This window comes from Cytophagales bacterium, assembly GCA_019456305.1.
GTDB lineage: Bacteria > Bacteroidota > Bacteroidia > Cytophagales > VRUD01 > VRUD01.
Window position 1 is genome coordinate 1 of sequence record VRUD01000062.1, and the last position, 17,907, is coordinate 17,907.

Consider the following 17,907-nt stretch of genomic DNA (forward strand, 5'->3'; position numbering starts at 1 on the left):
GATTTTATTTGTTTCATCTTAAAGTTTAGGAATAATATAGGTTAAATGTTATCCTTTTTATGAAACGCTATACTAATATCCCATCCCCTATTCCTTTATTTCCCTCTATTTCCAATATCCACAACCATCTTCTCAACTTGAAAGTTGAGCTACATCTAAGTGCCCTGCCATTTGCTGCTGCAATTGATGTGCTGCCTGCCCCGCAGATTTTGCGAAATCTTTATCACCTGATGCATAAATAATACTTCTTGAAGCATTAACTAATAAACCACACTGTTTATTCATGGCAAGTTTTGATATTTTCTCAAACTTGTCGCGATTCTGCTGTGAGTCACCACCCTGTGCACCTATACCGGGAATAAGCAGGAAATGATCAGGAGCAATCTCTCTTATTTTTGGCAACATATCCGTTTGCGTTGCACCCACAACATACATTATTTGAGAAGCGCTTCCCCATTTCTGACTTGTTTCAATCACATTTTCAAACAAATACTTCTCCTTTCCGTCTCTAACTATTTTTAACATTTGAAAATCATTACTGCCGGGATTTGAAGTAAGCGCCAGCAAAATAACCCATTTATTGTCATATTCCAGGAATGGCTTTACCGAATCTTCACCCATATAGGGCGCTACGGTCACAGCATCAAAATTCATTCCCGAGTACCCGGGATCAAAGAAAGCTCTGGCATATAGTTTGGAAGAATTGCCGATATCACCTCTTTTAGCATCAGCAATTGTAAAAAAATCTTTGGGAATATATTCCAATGTCTTCTGTAAAATTTCCCAACCTTTACTGCCTGCAGATTCATAAAAAGCAGTATTGAGCTTATATGCCACACAGTATTTAGAAGTTGCATCAATGATCTGTTTGTTGAATTCAAATACCGGGTCGGTAGTACTTAGAAGGTGAGACGGGATTTTGTTAATATCTGTGTCAAGTCCGATACAGAGGTATGATCGTTTTTTTTTGATTTGGGAAAAGAGCTGGGTTTGGGTCATTTTAAAATAAGGGCATCTCTAAAAACTACATATTTTTTAAAACACACCCCTTGCCCCTCTTGATAGAGGGGAATGTATGGTGTAGTTTTTAGAGATGCCCATAACCTTTACTTAATTTTCCTTTTGTGGTTCTTCAATCATCATAGAAGTGTATTCTCCTTCTTCTTCATTTGCTTTATCTGATAGTATTTGAGGTAAAGATTTTGTGGTTTTTGCTCCTAATTTTTTAATGTTTTCGGTTTTTCTTATTAAATTGTCTTTCCCCGTAGATAATTTGTTCATAGCGCTTTCATAGGCCTTTTTTGCTGAATCCATCCTGTTGCCGACATCTATCAAATCATCTACAAATCCTACAAACTTATCGTATAATGCTCCGCTTTGCCTTGCGATTTCAAGCACATTTTTCTTTTGGTCCTCTTGTTTCCAGATTGACGAGACCGTTGATAAAGTGGCTAAAAGCGTTGATGTAGTAACCAAAACGACATTCTTTTTTTCAAGCGCCCATAACATCAGCTCAGTATCACTTTGGACTGCCAGCGTAAATGCCGGTTCTATGGGGATGTACATCAGCACATAATCAGGGGTATTGATCTGATAGAGATTCTGGTAATTTTTTGAGCTTAAATCCTTAATGTGCTCCCTTGCACTTTCCAAATGATTTTTAAGATGGATCTCTTTTTCATTGTCATCACTGCAATTGAAATATTGTTCATAAGCTTTTAAAGACACTTTTGAATCAATAACCAGATGCTTGTTATCGGGCAGATTAATTATAAAATCAGGTCTTTTGTCATTGCCTGCTTCGTCTTTAAATGTATCTTGCCTGCTATAATGAATACCTTGTTCCAAACCTGCTCTTTCTAAAATTAATTCTAATCTTATTTCACCCCAATCGCCTTGAGTTTTGGATTCACCTTTCAGCGCTTTTGTAAGATTGCTGGCATCTTCGCTAATTTTTATACTTGACTCATTCAAACTCTTTATTTGCTGCGCTAAGACTGAACGTTCTCTTGTCCCTTTTACATAAGTTTCTTCAACTTTTTTCTCAAATATAGTGATCTTTTCTTTTAATGGGTTAAGTATATCTGTAAGCTTCTTTTGATTGGCTTCGGTAAGTTCAGTTGTATTTTGTTTTAAGATTTTAGAGGCGAGATTTTCAAATTCAGTTAATAATTTTTCTTCCTGTTTTTCATACTGCTTATTGAGGTTATCAATTACCTGATCTTTGGCCGCAATTTGTTTATTTAACTCAATGATATTGTTCAAATCATCCTGCCCCACGGCTTTTTTACCTTCAAACTTGAATTTGGCAATGAACCAGCCAGCCAGGAAACCGATGGCAATTCCTATTATAATAAAGAATGCATCCATATATTCTTTTAAGATATAATTGCAGGTGTTTCCATTTTTAAACTTTTCCTGCTTCTTCAGATTTGCGTTTTTTTGAACGAAGAATATCAGGAAAGTCAAATGAAAAGGTCATAAAGACAAGCATTATTATTAACATTACTCCAATTGAGTAAATTGCTATAGTTGCAAGGGTTTCCATTTCTAAAGTCCTCCTATTTTTTTAGTTTTATTCTATTCTGCATACATTATCCATTCCCCGTCACCCTTTCCCTATCTCGGCTTAACAATCCGGGCTACATTCACCTCAAATCTATCACTTCAACTCCTTTATACTTTGATTTGTCAAATACGAAATAATTATCGTCTACATTAATATTGGGGGTAAACTTTTTTATTGTATAAAGGTACCGGTTGCCATTCTTTTCAAATATTTTCCAGCTAAGTATTAAATTATCTTTTTTGCTGACTAATATTCTTACTTTAAAAACCTGCTGATCTATGTTTTCAGGACTGAGGTCAACTACATGGTAAACCTTACCGGCCATGGTTTTTTCTTCCATAAGCCAGTATTTATACCCTTTTTTATACATAGTATAAATTTCTGTAGGGGTGATCTCATTTTCTTCGGGTTCATAATCAGAAATGTTCACCTCATTGGCTTCTTTTAAGTAATTCCAGATGGTTTTGCCATTATTGAATATCTCCTGCTCTCCCATTACAAGTCTGTACTTGTCTCCCTTTACAGTGATCTCCCATTGTTCATTCTGTGTAATTCCGGTAGCAGGGCTCTCCATAAAATAGGAGATTTGAGCCTTGAACGCCTTGATCGAACTATATTTTGTACTCATTTTCTCCAGTATTTCCAAAGCACGGGGATTATGCTGAGCGAATAATGGAGAATAGAGAATGGAAAATGGAAAATAGAAAATTATCGTAGTAAAAAAGATAAGGTTTCTCATATGATGTATGAATAGGTTTTGGTTAGATGTTGTATTGTTTTAGTTTTTTTGTTATTGTTCAAGTTCCCTCAATAATTGTTCCAATTTATAGTCATCCATGATAAAAACTTCTCTTGCTTTACTTCCATTAAAAGGCCCAACGATCTCAAATGCTTCTAATTGATCCATCAACCTGCCTGCCCTGTTGTAACCGATCTCAAGCTTTCTTTGAAGCAAAGAGGTGCTTCCCTGTTGATGGGTCACTATTATTCTTGCAGCTTCTTCAAAAAGAGAATCTCTTTCAGAAACATCAAATTCTGTTTTGCTGCTGCCATTATCCTCATAATATTCAGGTAATAGATAAGCCGTTTCGTATCCTTTTTGTTCACCGATATATTCGCAAACCCTTTCTGCTTCAGCAGTATCTATGAAAGGACATTGCAGACGGATGATATTAGAGCCATTGGATAAGAGCATATCTCCATTTCCTACCAATTGCTCTGCTCCCCCGGTATCTAAAATAGTTCTGGAATCAATTTTAGAAGTAACTTTGTAGGAAAGTCGTGCCGGGAAGTTAGCTTTAATAACACCCGTGATAATGTTTACAGATGGTCTTTGAGTAGCAACAACCAAATGTATGCCTACAGCACGTGCAATTTGTGCTAAACGTGCGATCGGAGTTTCAACTTCTTTCCCTGCTGTCATCATCAAGTCTGCTAATTCATCAATTACCAGCACTATGTAGGGCAAAAACCGGTGGCCTTTTTCAGGACTCAACCTGCGGGCAATAAACTTTGTATTATATTCTTTAATAAGTCTGCACCCAGCATCTTTAAGCAGGGCATACCTGGTCTCCATTTCAATGCCAAGAGAATTCAGCGTATGTACTACTTTCCTGGTATCTGTAATAATAGGTTCTTCACTATCAGGCAATTTAGCAAGAAAATGTTTTTCAATTTTGTTAAACAGTGATAATTCTACCTGCTTGGGATCAATCAAAACAAACTTGAGCTGTGAAGGATGTTTTTTATATATTAAGGAAGTAAGTATTGCATTCAATCCGACAGATTTGCCCTGACCCGTAGCGCCAGCCATCAAGAGATGAGGCATTTTAGCCAGGTCTGCGATGTAAACTTCATTTGAAATGGTTTTTCCAAGTATGATCGGGAGTTCTTTATCACTTTTTAAAAACTCATTGGTTGAAAGCACCGAATACATAGTGACAGTTTCGCGATGTTTATTGGGAACTTCAATACCAATAGTACCCTTGCCCGGCATAGGTGCAATAATTCGGATCCCAAGCGCAGCCAGGCTTAAGGCAATATCGTCCTCAAGATTTCTGATCTTTGAAATACGTATACCTGCATCCGGTACAATTTCGTATAGGGTTACGGTAGGCCCGATAGTAGCTCTTATGTTTGATATACCGATATCATAATTTCCAAGGGTTTCAATAATTTTATCCTTATTGGCCACCAACTCTTCTTTGGTTACCTCTGCTTTATTGCCGGCATGTTCATTTAGCAGATCACTGGTTGGGTATTTGTAAGATGGCAGATCCAACGTAGGGTCATAATTTTCAATTTTCCCCGTTACGGGTACCTGGGACGTTTCCTCGGTTTGTTCTATTTCAAGTTTTATTTGGTCGTTACCCTGGCCCCCCTGTTCTTCAGTTTTTTGCTCTGATTCAGATTTACCGGGTTGTCCCGAGTACTCGGGATTATCCAACGGGGGTTGTTGAATTCCTTCATTCTGATTATTTCGGGACCCTGAACCGGCATCATCAAAGAGAAATTCATCAACATCATTCTTAATGGCTTTCGTTTCATTGTTTTCAAAGATCAGCTCTTTTCCTCCTGGTATTTGTTCTTTCGGTACTCTTTTAAGTTTTCTAACAAAATCTAATATAACGGTAACATTAAAGAAATAGATAACAAATACAATTAAGGTAATTAATATTAACGCTGCGGTAGGTATCCACCCCAAAAAACTAAGTACCAATGATGCCATTTCGTAACCGATCCCACCACATATAAATCCATAATCACTACCGCTTTCAGTAAATAAAACAAAATACCCTGATGTAAAGCTAAACCAAAGAATAAAAAACGCAGAAAATTTCAGCAGCGGGTAGAATGGAAAAATATCTTTTTTAAAAACGATCTTACACCCTCCTATGAATAATATGGGGATAAAAAGAAAAGAGACAACCCCAAACCATTTATAAATAAACAGATGTGCAAACCACGCCCCACCCAATTTTGCCCAATTTTCTACTTCCCCGCCCAATTCTTTTAGCCCCGTTTGCCCTATTGCTTCTGCCACACTCTGGTCTGCTTTACCCGTAAAGAGGTAGGATACAAAAGCGATTACAAGAAATATAGAAGCAAAAAAGAGCAGGAATCCCAATGCTAAATGGAATCTTCTGTCTTTAACAAAACTGAATGAGGGCTTTGTTGGAGTACGACCAAGCTTTCGTGTGAATTTGTTTTTTGGCATATTAATTTAAAATACAAAATTAGTAATATAACACCGTTAGAAAAAAAATTTTAACCTAAAAATCTAAATTAAAAAAAAACTTTTATGAACAATTTGGCAAATAGTCAAAAGGATGTATTACAACAATTCCTTGATTTGTTAATCGAAATGAAAATCGACTATTGTGTTATTGGTGGATTAGGTGTGAATGCTTATGTAGAACCTGTAGTGAGTATGGATCTGGATGTTATAGTGAGCGACAAGGGTATGGGGAAACTTAGAAAAGCAAAAAAAAATGTTCAGAATAGAGAAATTCCCCCATAGCACTAATCTAAATAGTCCGGATTCCGATCTGCGAATTCAACTGAAAACTGACTCGCGTTATCAAAAATTTATCAGTAAAGCTGCAAGAAAAAAAGTAATGGGGTATGATATGATGATCGCTGCGCTGGAGGATTTATTGCTAGGTAAAGTTTGGGCATATTCTGATGATCAAAGTCGTAAAAGTAAAAGACAAAAGGATTTGGCTGATATATTTCGCCTGGTAGAAGCATATCCGCATTTAAAAGAGTTGCTGCCCGATTCTATAAAAAAGAGGTGGAGCTAATATAAATTTGGTTTGGAATTAATTATTTTCAATAAATCTCTAAATCATTAAATCTATACCTGAACTAAAGATTTATTTGTCATTTTTCTTTTTAAAGTTGCTTTAACCGTTTGTCCTTCAACAGCCCTGGTGTTTTTCACGGAATTATCTTTACCGGCTTTGCCCTTTTTAATATATTTTCCCAGATCATCAAAAGTAAAAACAGGGGCTTTACCTATAAATAATGATAATTCAATCAATTTTGAGATCCGGTTGTCAAAATCACCGTTCAATACCTGTGTAATATATCCCTTTGTAACACCCAGCTTTTGTGCTAATTGGGTGCGTGTTAATTTGTTTTCATTCATATAATCTTCCAAATTAGCAAAAAGGTCGTTCTGAATCTTCGTCATCCAGAACTCTTTTCTTTGTATTAGTTCTTCTCTTGTAATCATGATTTTGTAGATTTAGTACTTTCAAGATATTGTTTTTTTATAGACCTGAAATGCTTTATATCTTTTTTCTGATCCTTTTTAAAACCACCGCAAATAATAATCTTTCCTGTTTTTTCTTCATGTATGGTATATACTCTTAAATGCTTTGTTTTGAACTCGTATTCTTTAACTGTTTCTTTTTTAGGCGTTATTGGTCTGAATTTGGTTTTTGGCAGCCTGCCTAAATTTGCAACGTAATCTATTTTGTCAAAAATAGTCAATAACTCTGCATAATACCGTTTTTTTTCTTTAATCTCCTCACAGAAAAAGTCAAACTCACAAATACCATCCTTCTTTAATTTATAAAACTTCTGCTTTCCCTCTACACCTTCAATTTCTATTAACGTAAAATTACTCATTTTTGTTTAGTTTTTACTAAACTGTTTTTGTTTAAAGGGTTAATATTACTTAACAAATAAATAAAAACATAAAAATTAATTAGAAATTGAAAAAATAATTATCTTTGCGCTGAACTAAAACAAAAAAAATATAGAGTAAAAAGGAAAAAGACATAACAAAAAAGTAGCGTTGCTAACATTTCTCTTCTGAGAAACGACCAAATTTAAAGGACAGTTGAAATGGATTAGTGGATGCGCCCTTCGGGGTGTGTTCTTCTAAGCCAAATTCAGACTGTCCGGGTGCTTGGTCGTACCCTCAGATGCTGGATGAAAGCAGAGGTTCATGCCCTTTTTTGTTGCCAATTTTCAAAGTTCATTTATTAACCTGCCTTTAGAACCTCAGGCAACAAAACAATCAAAATTATGAAATCAAAAAGTTTATTTTTCGCTGTCCTGATGCTAATGGGAGTATTAGCATTTACAGGATGTTCAAAAGATGACCCAGACCCTTGTGACGGGGTTACTTGCCAAAATGGAGGCACTTGTAACGGTGGTATTTGTGGTTGTACAGAACGTTATACAGGAAATTTGTGTGAAAATCAAAAAACTCCAACTTCTATTCAAATTACAAAAGTTGTCGTTACAGATTTTCCTGATAAACAACCAAGTGGTTCTAATTGGGATATAACTTCTTGCTGTCCAGATATTTATTTTCAGATATTGAAGGGTACAACTTTAATTTATGATTCACCAACTTATAAGATTAATGCTGTATCAACAAGCGCTCCCTATACATTTACACCTAGTTCCAGTATCACCTTATCCAGCCCAACTTCAAACTATACCATTAGACTTTATGATTACGATAGTACTTCAGGCGATGAATATATGGGGGGTATTCTATTTACTCCATATAGCAGTACTAATGGATTTCCATCTACAAGTGTAGTAGATGCAGGGGCAGGTTTATCTTTTACATTGCATTTAAGTTATACATTTTAAAATAAGTGCAATAAGGGTAAAATATTAAAAATGGGGAAGCCGAAAACCATATAGAGTAGGCAATAATATAAAATAAGTACTAAATTATGAAAAAAATTACAGTTTTATTATTCGCATTAATTTTACCGTTACTTTTTAGTAACTGTACAACAAGGATGGTTGACTTTACTATTATTTCAACAAAGAATATTGACCTTGCAAAAGGAGCAACTTTTGTAAGAGGGAAAAATCGTGTTGAAGGAGAAGACATGATTCATTGGATTATATATATACCAATCGGTAAACCAAATATAAAAGAAGCAGTTGATGAAGCAATTGAGTCCACACCCGGTTGTATAGCTCTTTTAGATGGAGTTTTATATAGTAGATTTTGGTGGATACCATTCATTTATGGACAACAATACTATCTTGTAGAAGGGACGCCTTTAATTGACCCTTCATTAGCATTCAATGAAATTGATGATTATTCAAAAATTATAATGGATAGAAAAGGAAATGTTATTAAAACAGTAAAAATAACACCAGAAGAATTCCAACTAAAAAAGAAAAAGTTTAGTAACAAGTTTGATTTAGCTAAATTTGTTGAAAATTCAAAGCCCGTAACAAACTAAATTTGTATCGATAGAAACTTAAGTCGTGTCGGTAGATTTATGTGTTGTCAGGTGTTACCACCTGATACCAACCAAAAACTGTACAACTTATAACACAAGATATGCAAAGGCAAGCGTATAGGAAGTAGTAATTTGTAAGTTCATCTTTTTTCAATATATTTGTAATCTATGTAATCTTTTAAAATCTGCCTGCCCTGTTAAAGCTCTTTTATTTAATGGGGTGTATTGAGAGTGAAAATGATGGTACAGTCATAACACTTCAAAAAACGATGTGTTACGGTAAATGTCCTGTTTATACAATAACCATTCATGGTGACGGTCAGTCTGTTTATGTTGGTAAGAAAAATGTTGATAAAATTGGAAAATATCAGAAGAAATTAAAAATATCAGAAGTGGAAAATTTAATTAAGGCATTTGAAGATGCTAATTTCTATAATTTTAAGGATGAATATTCTGCAAAAGTAACCGATTTACCTACAACATATATTACCTATACAGTCAACGAAAAAACAAAAAGAATAAAAGATTATTATGGTGCTCCAGATGAGTTAAAAAAATTAGAAAAGATGGTTGAAAAAATTGCAAGTTCAGAGGGATGGGAAAAAGTATCAGTTAGTAAATAAACGGACGATTATTTGTAATCTTAGATTTTAAATTCATCTAAAGCCCTCGGGTTTTAAGTATTTCTGCAAGCTTGGGTTGGTCTTTGGCAAAATCTTTAAATATCGTTTCAAGCAGTTTTTCTCTTTTAGATGCTGAATATGGTTTCTTTTTTGTTGAAATGCTGCGCTCACGCCTAAACATACCTATCATCAATGCCATTCCTCCAAATAAAATTCCAAACCCCCAAAGCATAAAGGTTTGTATATCATCTATTCTTTTATCCATTTGTTGAAAACGTTGATCAATTCGTTTTTCCATTTGTTCTATTGTTACCCTTAACTCTCCCATTGTTATTCTTAACTCTACCATCATATTTCCTAATTCTTTCATCTTTTCTCTATCTTTGTGAGTAAACTCATTTTGAGCAAAGGCAATATTGAATGAGATCATAGTTATGATAATTACCGAATTACTTATTATCAATTTTTTCATGATCATAATTGTCTGGTTAATTGCTTTTTTCTTTCTTGTTTAATTTTACAAAGATACAAAAAAATAATAGTTTTAAAAAGAAAAGACAAACTAAAATATTTTTAAGTTAGTTGCTCTATTTTATAATATCTCCAAAATCCCCCTGTTAATTCTCTTCACCAACCCCGGCCCTTCATACACAAACCCTGTATAAACCTGCACCAGCGAAGCGCCTGCATTTAACTTCTCCAAAGCATCCTCTGCTGAATGGATACCCCCAACCCCAATGATCGGAAAAGCGCCACCGGACTTTTCGCTTAAATATTTTATTACTTCCGTTGATCTTTTTTTAGTGGGTTTGCCGCTCAAGCCGCCTTCACCAAAATAGCTCAACTTTTTTTTACCTGTTTTTAGTTCCTCACGACTAACGGTAGTATTCGTAGCAATTACGCCATCAATACCAACTGAAATCACAATATCAATAATATCATCCAATTGCTCATTGGTTAGATCAGGGGCGATTTTTAACAGTATCGGCTTTGGATTTTGTTTTTTGTTATTCTTTTCCTTTAACCTCCTCAAAAGCTCTGTAAGCGGCTTTTTTTCCTGCAATGCTCTCAAACCCGGTGTATTCGGAGAGCTTACATTCACAACAAAATAATCCACAACATCAAATAATACTTCAAAGCAAATCTCATAATCAGAGATAGCATCTTCGTTTGTGGTAAGGACGTTCTTTCCAATATTACCGCCAATGAGAATTGAGTTTCCAATTTCGAATTTCGAGTTTCGAGTTTCGAATTTCGAGTTTCGAGTTTCGAGTTTCGAGTTTCGAGTTTCGAGTTTCGAGTTTTGAGTTTTAAATTTTGAATTTTCTTTTAATCTCTTTGCCACGGCAGCAGCTCCATCATTATTAAAGCCCATACGGTTTATCAACGCCTGGTCACCGGAAAGACGGAATAATCTCGGTTTGGGATTGCCCCTCTGGGCTTTGGGCGTTACCGTGCCAATCTCAATAAAGCCAAATCCAAAGCACGCAAACTCCTCAATAAATTTGGCATCTTTGTCAAAACCAGCAGCCAGCCCAACCGGGTTTTTAAATTTTAATCCGAAAACTTCGCGCTCTAACCTTGCATCCTGAATAGAATATATTTTTCTGATGAATGTTCTTGCAAGGGATAGCTTCAAAAATATTTTTAAAAAACGGGTAGTAATATGATGCGCTTTTTCAGCATCAAGCAGGAATAAAATTGGTCTGATGAGAAATTTGTACAAGGCTTCTAAATTTTTTCCAAGACTTCACTTTAAAAAAAGCCCTTCGGGGAAATCTATTGTGAACGTACTAAATTACGTGTAAAGTCTTGGAAAAAATTTAGTTATTGGTTTATTAGTTAATAGTTTTAGTTAGTTGGTTACTGGTTTTGGTTAGTTAGTTTTTTATAATTGCAACCCACCACTAATCAGGTTTTGAACCAGGATATTATTGTTTGCAAAATCAAAAACTAAAAAACCATAAAACCAAAACTAATAACCACCCAACCATAACAAACAAACCAATAAACTAAAAACTAAAATCACTTATATTTCAAAAAAAATCATCAAAAATTATCGTTAAAAAGTTAACGATAAAGGTCTTTCAAGAGCCCAATGCTACCAATCCCGGCAGTTGTTTCTCTACAATGTATTTTAAAAGAGCCCCTCCCCCCGTAGAAACATAGGAAACCTTATCACTGAAACCAAGGATATTAATGGCTGCAGCAGAATCCCCTCCACCGATCAATGAGAAGGCGCCTTTTTGGGTAGCTCTAACTATTGATTCAGCAACAGCTTTTGTGCCATTTGAAAATTTTTTCATCTCAAATACACCCATAGGGCCGTTCCATAATATTGTTTTTGACTCTTCAATAGTTCTTTTGAAAGCCACTATTGTTTGCGGCCCGATATCCAATCCCATCCAGCCTTTTTTAATACTGAAATTATCAACAATATCGGTGGCTGCATCATTGCTAAAAGAATCAGCGATAACAGTATCAACCGGAAGCTGCAGATTTACATTTTTTTCTTTGGCTTTGTTGATCAAAGACCTGGCAATATCCGTTTTATTTTCCTCAACTAATGAATTGCCAACATAACAACCTAATGCCTTTAAGAATGTAAATGCCATGCCGCCACCAATAATGAGATTATCAACTATATTAAAAAGATTCTCAATAACAAGGATCTTATCAGAAATTTTTGCACCTCCCATGATAGCAGTAAATGGCTTTCCCGGGTTTTTAAGAACCTTATCTGCATTTTTGATATCAGCTTGTATTATATATCCACATACCTTATCGGTAAAAAATTTTGCAATAGTATAGGTAGAGGCATGCTGACGATGTGCTGATCCGAAAGCATCATTTACATAAACATCTCCATGCTTTGCCAGTTTTTGGGCAAAAGCTTCATCTCCCCTGGTTTCTTCTTTGTGAAAACGTAGATTTTCCAATAGCAGAATTTCTCCGGGTTTTAGCGCTTTAGAAAGAGCTAAAGCGTCATCACTTATACAACTATTTACAAATTTTACTTTGGTATGAAATATATCAGAGAGGTGATTTACCAGGTGCTTCAAAGAGAATTTTTCCTCAGGGCCACTTTTGGGGCGGCCCAGGTGCGACATCAGGATCGCTGCCCCTCCATCATTCAAAATCTTTTTTATAGTTGGAACAGCAGCATTGATCCTTGTATGGTCAGTAATTTCAAATTCTGAGTTTAATGGAACGTTGAAATCAATTCTAATAATTGCTTTTTTACCCGAAAAATTATAATTATCTATGTAGCGCATGGCGCAGAACCCCGCCAGTTGGCGGGGCTATCCGCTTTGCGAATCATTCTCCATGCAGGAAGGCTTTTTTGCCAAGCAATACCTCTTCGGTTTCTTCGTGATCCGGATCAGGGATGCAACAATCTACGGGACAGACCGCAGCACATTGAGGTTCTTCATGAAAACCATTGCATTCCGTACATTTCTTATGAATAATATAATAAAATTCATCGGAGACCGGGGTTTGCTGAGCGTCTGCATCTGCCATCTGGCCGTTACCGGTATCTACTTCACCCTTCAGGGCCGTACCTCCTGCCCACGTCCATTCTGCGCCACCTTCATAAATAGCTGTATTAGGACATTCAGGCTCGCATGCACCACAATTGATGCATTCATCTGTTATCATTATAGCCATAATCTTTTTTCTTTATTTACTAACAATCCCTAAACAGTTTTTTAAACAAAATCAGACCAAATATAGTTTCAGATAATTAGATATAATTTATTTTATTTTTCGTAAATTTAATATATTTTTGTTTTATTATGAAACCCGCATGAGCACTAAACTCGCAAAAGGGCACGAAAATAATTCATGCGGGTTCCATCTGACCTTTAAAAAACAAATTATTTACAGATGAATCTTGAAAAGAGAATACGATCCTTTATCCATTTAGGAGAAAAGTTATCCCGGCTACTTGGGCTCAAAGATAATAATTTTGAAGAATTTTGCAGGGATGCTATCGGGAAAAATAGCTGGTTTACCTCTGGGAACGTAAAATTAGCGCTGGGAGGAATAATTAAATATTTGAATGAAGACGATCTGAGAAAATGGTTACAAAACTACAAAATCAGTAAAATCACCAAATCATCAAATCATCGAATCACCAAATCAAAAAGGGTAGGGGTGGTTATGGCCGGAAATATTCCTATGGTTGGTTTTCATGATTTCTTAACGGTTTTATTAAGCGGGTATCATATTTATGTAAAATTAAGTTCTCAGGATCCTATATTATTAAAAAAAATTGCCGGGATATTAATAGAAATTGAGCCTGAATTTGAACAATTAATTCATTTTGTTCCACTCTTGGATTTAAGTTCCGGACAAAAAAAGTTAAATGCGATCATTGCCACAGGCAGCGATAATTCAACAAGATACTTCGAATATTATTTCAGGGAAGTGCCCCATATTGTTCGTAAAAACAGGACTTCCTGTGCTATACTTGACGGGACAGAAGGCACGGATGAATTTAGATCGCTTGGTGAGGATATATTGTTTTTTTTTGGTTTAGGTTGCAGAAATGTTTCAAAATTATTTGTACCGGATAAATGGAATGAATTTGACAGGTTTTTAAAATCTATTAAAAATTTTGAATATGTACCTGAGCATTCTAAATATGCCAATAATTATCACTACAATAAAGCTGTTTTGCTGGTGAATGAAGTACAGTATTCAGACAATGGTTTTTTACTGATGACCGAAAACGATGCCCTGGTTTCACCAATCTCAGTGGTATATTATGAACATTATCAGTCTCTGTCAGACCTGGATGATAAAATACAACGTGTTGCTGATAATATCCAATGTATCGTTTCTAAAAAAGCGTGGTACCCGGGAAGTATAGGATTTGCCGAAACTCAGAAGCCTCATGTCTGGGATTATGCTGACGGGGTGGATACTATGGAGTTTCTGTTAGAGCTTTGAGTCCACTCTAAAATGAATAATGATAAATTATAGAGACCTTTATAAAATCTTAGTCAATTAACTTATTTTATATTACCTTTAAAAAAAAGGTTACCATTTACTTTATTCATGTATTAAAACTAAAAGCCGGCTCCCTGTTGGTTAGGGAAGAAAAACAGGGAAAGCTTTTTTCTTTTTTGATGAAAGATAATGAAATTCTTAACAGAATTGAAAGTGGGAATGAAAGCGCATTAGAGTATTTGTATAAGAAGTATTACAGAATGATGGTCAAAATGATCATCCGTAATAGTGGGACAGAAGACGAAGCCAAAGATATTTACCAGGAGGCGCTTATTGTTTTTTGGCAAAATGTGACAAAGGGAAAATTTGTCCTTACTTCTAAAATCAGTACTTATCTTTATAGCATTTGTCAAAATTTGTGGAGAAAAGAATTGGAGCGAAAAAGCAGGTTTTCAAATGAAGAAATAGACATCTACACAAAAAAGTTCGGTGTGGAGCTAAAAAGCTCGAAGATATTAGATATAGATAGAAAAGAGAAAACAGCAATTATCAACCAGTGTATTCAGCAATTAAGCGAAACCTGCAGGAAAATTTTAACTTATTATTATTTTGAGCAATTATCAATGAAAAAGATCGCTGAAATGATGGGATTTGCAAACGCTGATACAGCTAAAACAAAAAAATATAAATGTAAAAAGCATTTGGATCAGATAGTTAAATCTCAATATACAGCCAGTGACTTTTTAGATTAGCCTTATGCTAATAATTGCAAAATTTAGGGCATCTCTAAAAACTACATATTTTTTAAAACACACCCCTTGCCCCTCTTGATAGAGGGGAATGTATGGTGTAGTTTTTAGAGATGCCCTTTAATTATCGACAACATTAATTACTTTATAAGAACCTAAAAATGACAAACCAGGAAAAAATAGAAGCTTACTTAACCGATCAACTTACAGAAAAAGAAATGCTGGATTTTGAAGATAAGTTTGGTGATGATCCCTTGCTGCGTGAGGAATTTTCATTGCAGCAAAATATTATTACATCAATTAAAGAATATAGAAAAGCACAGCTTAAACAAAAGCTAAACAAAATATCAGTAAATATCGGCAGCAAATATCATATTGTAAAGATCGCCTCATCTGTAATTTTTGCTGTATTTATCGGTATTTATGTATATTACAATTATAATATATTTTCCCCAACCAGCCAGGGAAAAGAAGTTGTCAGGAATGAAGGGTTTTTAACAAAAGATAAAGGCGATTTTAGTGATATTGAAAACAAACCTGGCCTGCCTGCCGAGCTGTCCCGTACTGAAAGTCGGGAAGCTTCAGCGCAGGCAGGGAAGGGCGATCAGCTAATTGCTGAAATGCAAGTAGTAAAGGAAATCAAGGCTACTGAAACTGCATCAAAAAATCACGGTCCGGAGAGCAGAACCGGGAACCCGGAACCCGCTACCCAGTCGGAGCGAAGCGGGGATCCTGATCTATCAGGGTACCCAGTACCCAACATTCCGTACCCGGATATTGTTGATGATTTTGGAGACAATGAGCCAATTCACAAAAATTTGAATTACGATTTATCCGATGCAAATCCCGCCTTTGGCGGGACTCAAACTCCGGAGCAAGCCCTGCCTGATGTACAGATAGCTGAACCTGATGAAAATGATGGACGATTTTACTACCGGTATTTCAACGATAAATTAATTTTGTATGGAAATTTCGGTTCTATACCTTATGAACTATTAGAACTAAATACCTTGGATGACAAGCATCTTTATTTGTTCTTTGATGAAGCGTTTTATGAAATAAAGCCGGTACACAGCAAAATCACACCACTAATTAAAATAACGGATAAAAAGGTTGTCAAAGAATTGATGGCCATAAAGGGAGAGGAAGTTTCTGATTGACAAAGATAAATTTAAGGGCTTGCCGAAAAATAAGTTCCAGATTTTTGCGCACAAATTTGTTACAGATTTGGCTTATCCGATTGAGCAAAACCGCAGGAATAGCAGCGTTATTTTGAGGATTTTGCGATTGAGGATAAGTCAAAGATGTGGCAAAGTTGTGATGCAAAAATCGGAAGTTATTTTTCGGCAAGCCCTAAGCAAATTCAGCCGGCATATCAACCTTATAATTCTCTGAATACAAAGCCCGTTTGATAAATTTACCGTCTCCTTTTTTGCCAATATATTCACAATTATCTACAACAACCTTTCCCCGTGAAATCACTGTTTCGGCAATTCCCTGTACTTCAAATCCTTCGTAAGCATTATAATCCACCCGCATGTGATGGGTAACATGGTTATCTATGCTTATTGTTTCTTTGCGTTCAGGGTTAAATATCACGATATCCGCATCACTTCCCGGGGCAATCGTCCCTTTTTTGGGGAATAAACCAAACATTTTAGCGGCTGCTGTGGAGGTGAGTTCAACAAACTTGTTCACGGAAATGCGTCCGGCAACTACACCACCGTTATAAACCAGGCTCAACCTGTTCTCCACTCCCGGTGCGCCGTTGGGTATTTTTGAAAAGTCGTTTTTGCCCAATTCTTTTTGCTCTTTAAAGCAGAAGGGACAATGATCGGTTGAAATGGATTGCAGGTTACCAAATTGTAATCCCTTCCACAGCTCTTCCTGGTTCCATTTTTCCCGCAAGGCAGGGGTCATCACATATTTGGCGCCTTCAAAATTTGCTTTTTCGTAATAGGTGTAATCTAAAAAAAGATACTGCGGACAAGTTTCAGCAAAAGCAGGCACTCCCCTGCTGCGGGCCAGCACCACCTGCTCTAAAGCATCGGCACAGGATAAATGTACAATATAGACCGGTACCTTTGCCACTTCAGCAATGGCAATAGCCCGGTGGACGCCTTCAGCTTCCATCCTGGTTGGCCGGGTCAATGAATGATATTTGGGTTCTGTATGGCCTTTTTTCAGCGCTTCTTTGACGATCTCATCTATTACGATGCCATTTTCAGCGTGCATGCAAATGACCGTTCCATCCTCACCAGCTTTGCGCATAGCCCGGTAAATGGTGCCGTCATCCACATAAAGTACACCCGGATACGCCATAAATAATTTATAGGAAGTAATACCCTCATCAGACAATTTTCTCATTTCTGCGATCCGTCCCTCTTCCATATCGGTGATGATCATGTGAAAGCCGTAGTCAATGGCTGTTTTTCCTTCAGCTTTCTGGTGCCAGGTGTCTAATGCTGCAATTGTAGATTCTCCTTTTGTCTGAATGGCAAAATCAATGAGCGTTGTCGTGCCACCGTGAGCGGCTGCCCGGGTACCAGTTTCAAAATCATCAGCCGAAACAGTGCCGCCAAAAGGCATATCCAGATGGGTATGCGGGTCAATTCCACCGGGAATTACAAGCCGGTCTGTGGCATCAATCACCTGGTCACACGCTATTTCAAGTTTTTTGCCAATGGTAGTTATTCTTTCATTTTCAATGAAAATATCTGCATGGTAATCATCCGTTGCAGTAACTACCCTCCCATTTTTGATTAGTAATGACATGATTATTT

The 17,907-nt window shown here is 36.1% G+C and carries 18 protein-coding genes; 7 read left to right on the forward strand and 11 right to left on the reverse strand.

What is annotated here, in order from left to right:
* Positions 1 to 132: 132 nt before the first annotated feature.
* The 4 genes from pyrF to FVQ77_12800 form a co-directional block, all read right to left on the reverse strand.
* Positions 133 to 999, reverse strand: a complete 867-nt coding sequence (pyrF, locus tag FVQ77_12785; GenBank protein MBW8051190.1) for an orotidine-5'-phosphate decarboxylase — start codon at positions 997 to 999, stop codon at positions 133 to 135.
* A 111-nt stretch (positions 1,000 to 1,110) separates the two neighbouring features.
* Positions 1,111 to 2,370 carry a DNA recombination protein RmuC gene (locus tag FVQ77_12790; protein MBW8051191.1) on the reverse strand — a complete coding sequence of 420 codons (1,260 nt, stop codon included), beginning with the start codon at positions 2,368 to 2,370 and terminating at the stop codon, positions 1,111 to 1,113.
* 278 nt (positions 2,371 to 2,648) lie between these two features.
* Positions 2,649 to 3,308: an outer membrane lipoprotein carrier protein LolA gene (locus FVQ77_12795; protein MBW8051192.1), complete on the reverse strand. Its 660-nt coding sequence runs from the start codon at positions 3,306 to 3,308 to the stop codon at positions 2,649 to 2,651.
* Between the two features lie 51 nt (positions 3,309 to 3,359).
* On the reverse strand, positions 3,360 to 5,786 hold the full coding sequence (locus tag FVQ77_12800) for a DNA translocase FtsK (protein MBW8051193.1): 2,427 nt from the start codon (positions 5,784 to 5,786) through the stop codon (positions 3,360 to 3,362).
* A gap of 274 nt (positions 5,787 to 6,060) precedes the next feature.
* On the opposite strand from FVQ77_12800, the gene FVQ77_12805 reads away from it, so the two are divergent.
* Positions 6,061 to 6,372, forward strand: coding sequence for a hypothetical protein (locus tag FVQ77_12805; GenBank protein ID MBW8051194.1), 312 nt, complete (start codon positions 6,061 to 6,063; stop codon positions 6,370 to 6,372).
* Between the two features lie 53 nt (positions 6,373 to 6,425).
* Here FVQ77_12805 and FVQ77_12810 read toward each other — a convergent pair whose 3' ends face one another.
* Positions 6,426 to 6,806, reverse strand: a complete 381-nt coding sequence (locus tag FVQ77_12810; GenBank protein ID MBW8051195.1) for a helix-turn-helix transcriptional regulator — start codon at positions 6,804 to 6,806, stop codon at positions 6,426 to 6,428.
* Positions 6,803 to 7,204, reverse strand: a complete 402-nt coding sequence (locus FVQ77_12815) for a hypothetical protein (protein ID MBW8051196.1) — start codon at positions 7,202 to 7,204, stop codon at positions 6,803 to 6,805. Before FVQ77_12815 ends, FVQ77_12810 begins: the two co-directional genes overlap by 4 nt.
* A 402-nt stretch (positions 7,205 to 7,606) precedes the next feature.
* On the opposite strand from FVQ77_12815, the gene FVQ77_12820 reads away from it, so the two are divergent.
* The 3 genes from FVQ77_12820 (at position 7,607) to FVQ77_12830 (ending at position 9,419) form a co-directional block, all read left to right on the forward strand.
* Complete coding sequence (locus tag FVQ77_12820; protein ID MBW8051197.1) at positions 7,607 to 8,185, forward strand: hypothetical protein; 579 nt, start codon at positions 7,607 to 7,609, stop codon at positions 8,183 to 8,185.
* An 86-nt stretch (positions 8,186 to 8,271) separates the two neighbouring features.
* Positions 8,272 to 8,796 carry a hypothetical protein gene (locus FVQ77_12825; GenBank protein MBW8051198.1) on the forward strand — a complete coding sequence of 175 codons (525 nt, stop codon included), beginning with the start codon at positions 8,272 to 8,274 and terminating at the stop codon, positions 8,794 to 8,796.
* A 215-nt stretch (positions 8,797 to 9,011) separates the two neighbouring features.
* Positions 9,012 to 9,419, forward strand: a complete 408-nt coding sequence (locus tag FVQ77_12830; GenBank protein MBW8051199.1) for a hypothetical protein — start codon at positions 9,012 to 9,014, stop codon at positions 9,417 to 9,419.
* A gap of 37 nt (positions 9,420 to 9,456) precedes the next feature.
* Here FVQ77_12830 and FVQ77_12835 read toward each other — a convergent pair whose 3' ends face one another.
* The 4 genes from FVQ77_12835 to FVQ77_12850 form a co-directional block, all read right to left on the reverse strand.
* Positions 9,457 to 9,849: a hypothetical protein gene (locus tag FVQ77_12835; GenBank protein MBW8051200.1), complete on the reverse strand. Its 393-nt coding sequence runs from the start codon at positions 9,847 to 9,849 to the stop codon at positions 9,457 to 9,459.
* 162 nt (positions 9,850 to 10,011) lie between these two features.
* A complete protein-coding gene (locus FVQ77_12840) occupies positions 10,012 to 11,145 on the reverse strand; it encodes a quinone-dependent dihydroorotate dehydrogenase (GenBank protein ID MBW8051201.1) in 1,134 nt (377 codons plus the stop codon).
* 361 nt (positions 11,146 to 11,506) lie between these two features.
* Positions 11,507 to 12,694: a phosphoglycerate kinase gene (locus FVQ77_12845; protein MBW8051202.1), complete on the reverse strand. Its 1,188-nt coding sequence runs from the start codon at positions 12,692 to 12,694 to the stop codon at positions 11,507 to 11,509.
* Between the two features lie 43 nt (positions 12,695 to 12,737).
* Positions 12,738 to 13,088, reverse strand: a complete 351-nt coding sequence (locus FVQ77_12850; GenBank protein ID MBW8051203.1) for a ferredoxin — start codon at positions 13,086 to 13,088, stop codon at positions 12,738 to 12,740.
* A 219-nt stretch (positions 13,089 to 13,307) separates the two neighbouring features.
* On the opposite strand from FVQ77_12850, the gene FVQ77_12855 reads away from it, so the two are divergent.
* The 3 genes from FVQ77_12855 to FVQ77_12865 all read left to right on the forward strand — a co-directional run bounded on the left by FVQ77_12855 (position 13,308) and on the right by FVQ77_12865 (position 16,284).
* Positions 13,308 to 14,375, forward strand: coding sequence for an acyl-CoA reductase (locus FVQ77_12855; GenBank protein ID MBW8051204.1), 1,068 nt, complete (start codon positions 13,308 to 13,310; stop codon positions 14,373 to 14,375).
* A 179-nt stretch (positions 14,376 to 14,554) separates the two neighbouring features.
* A complete protein-coding gene (locus FVQ77_12860; GenBank protein MBW8051205.1) occupies positions 14,555 to 15,127 on the forward strand; it encodes a sigma-70 family RNA polymerase sigma factor in 573 nt (190 codons plus the stop codon).
* A gap of 158 nt (positions 15,128 to 15,285) precedes the next feature.
* Positions 15,286 to 16,284, forward strand: a complete 999-nt coding sequence (locus FVQ77_12865) for a hypothetical protein (protein MBW8051206.1) — start codon at positions 15,286 to 15,288, stop codon at positions 16,282 to 16,284.
* 193 nt (positions 16,285 to 16,477) lie between these two features.
* Here FVQ77_12865 and hydA read toward each other — a convergent pair whose 3' ends face one another.
* Positions 16,478 to 17,899 (reverse strand): dihydropyrimidinase, encoded by a 1,422-nt coding sequence (gene hydA, locus FVQ77_12870; GenBank protein ID MBW8051207.1) that lies wholly within the window; start codon positions 17,897 to 17,899, stop codon positions 16,478 to 16,480.
* Between the last annotated feature and the right edge of the window lie 8 nt (positions 17,900 to 17,907).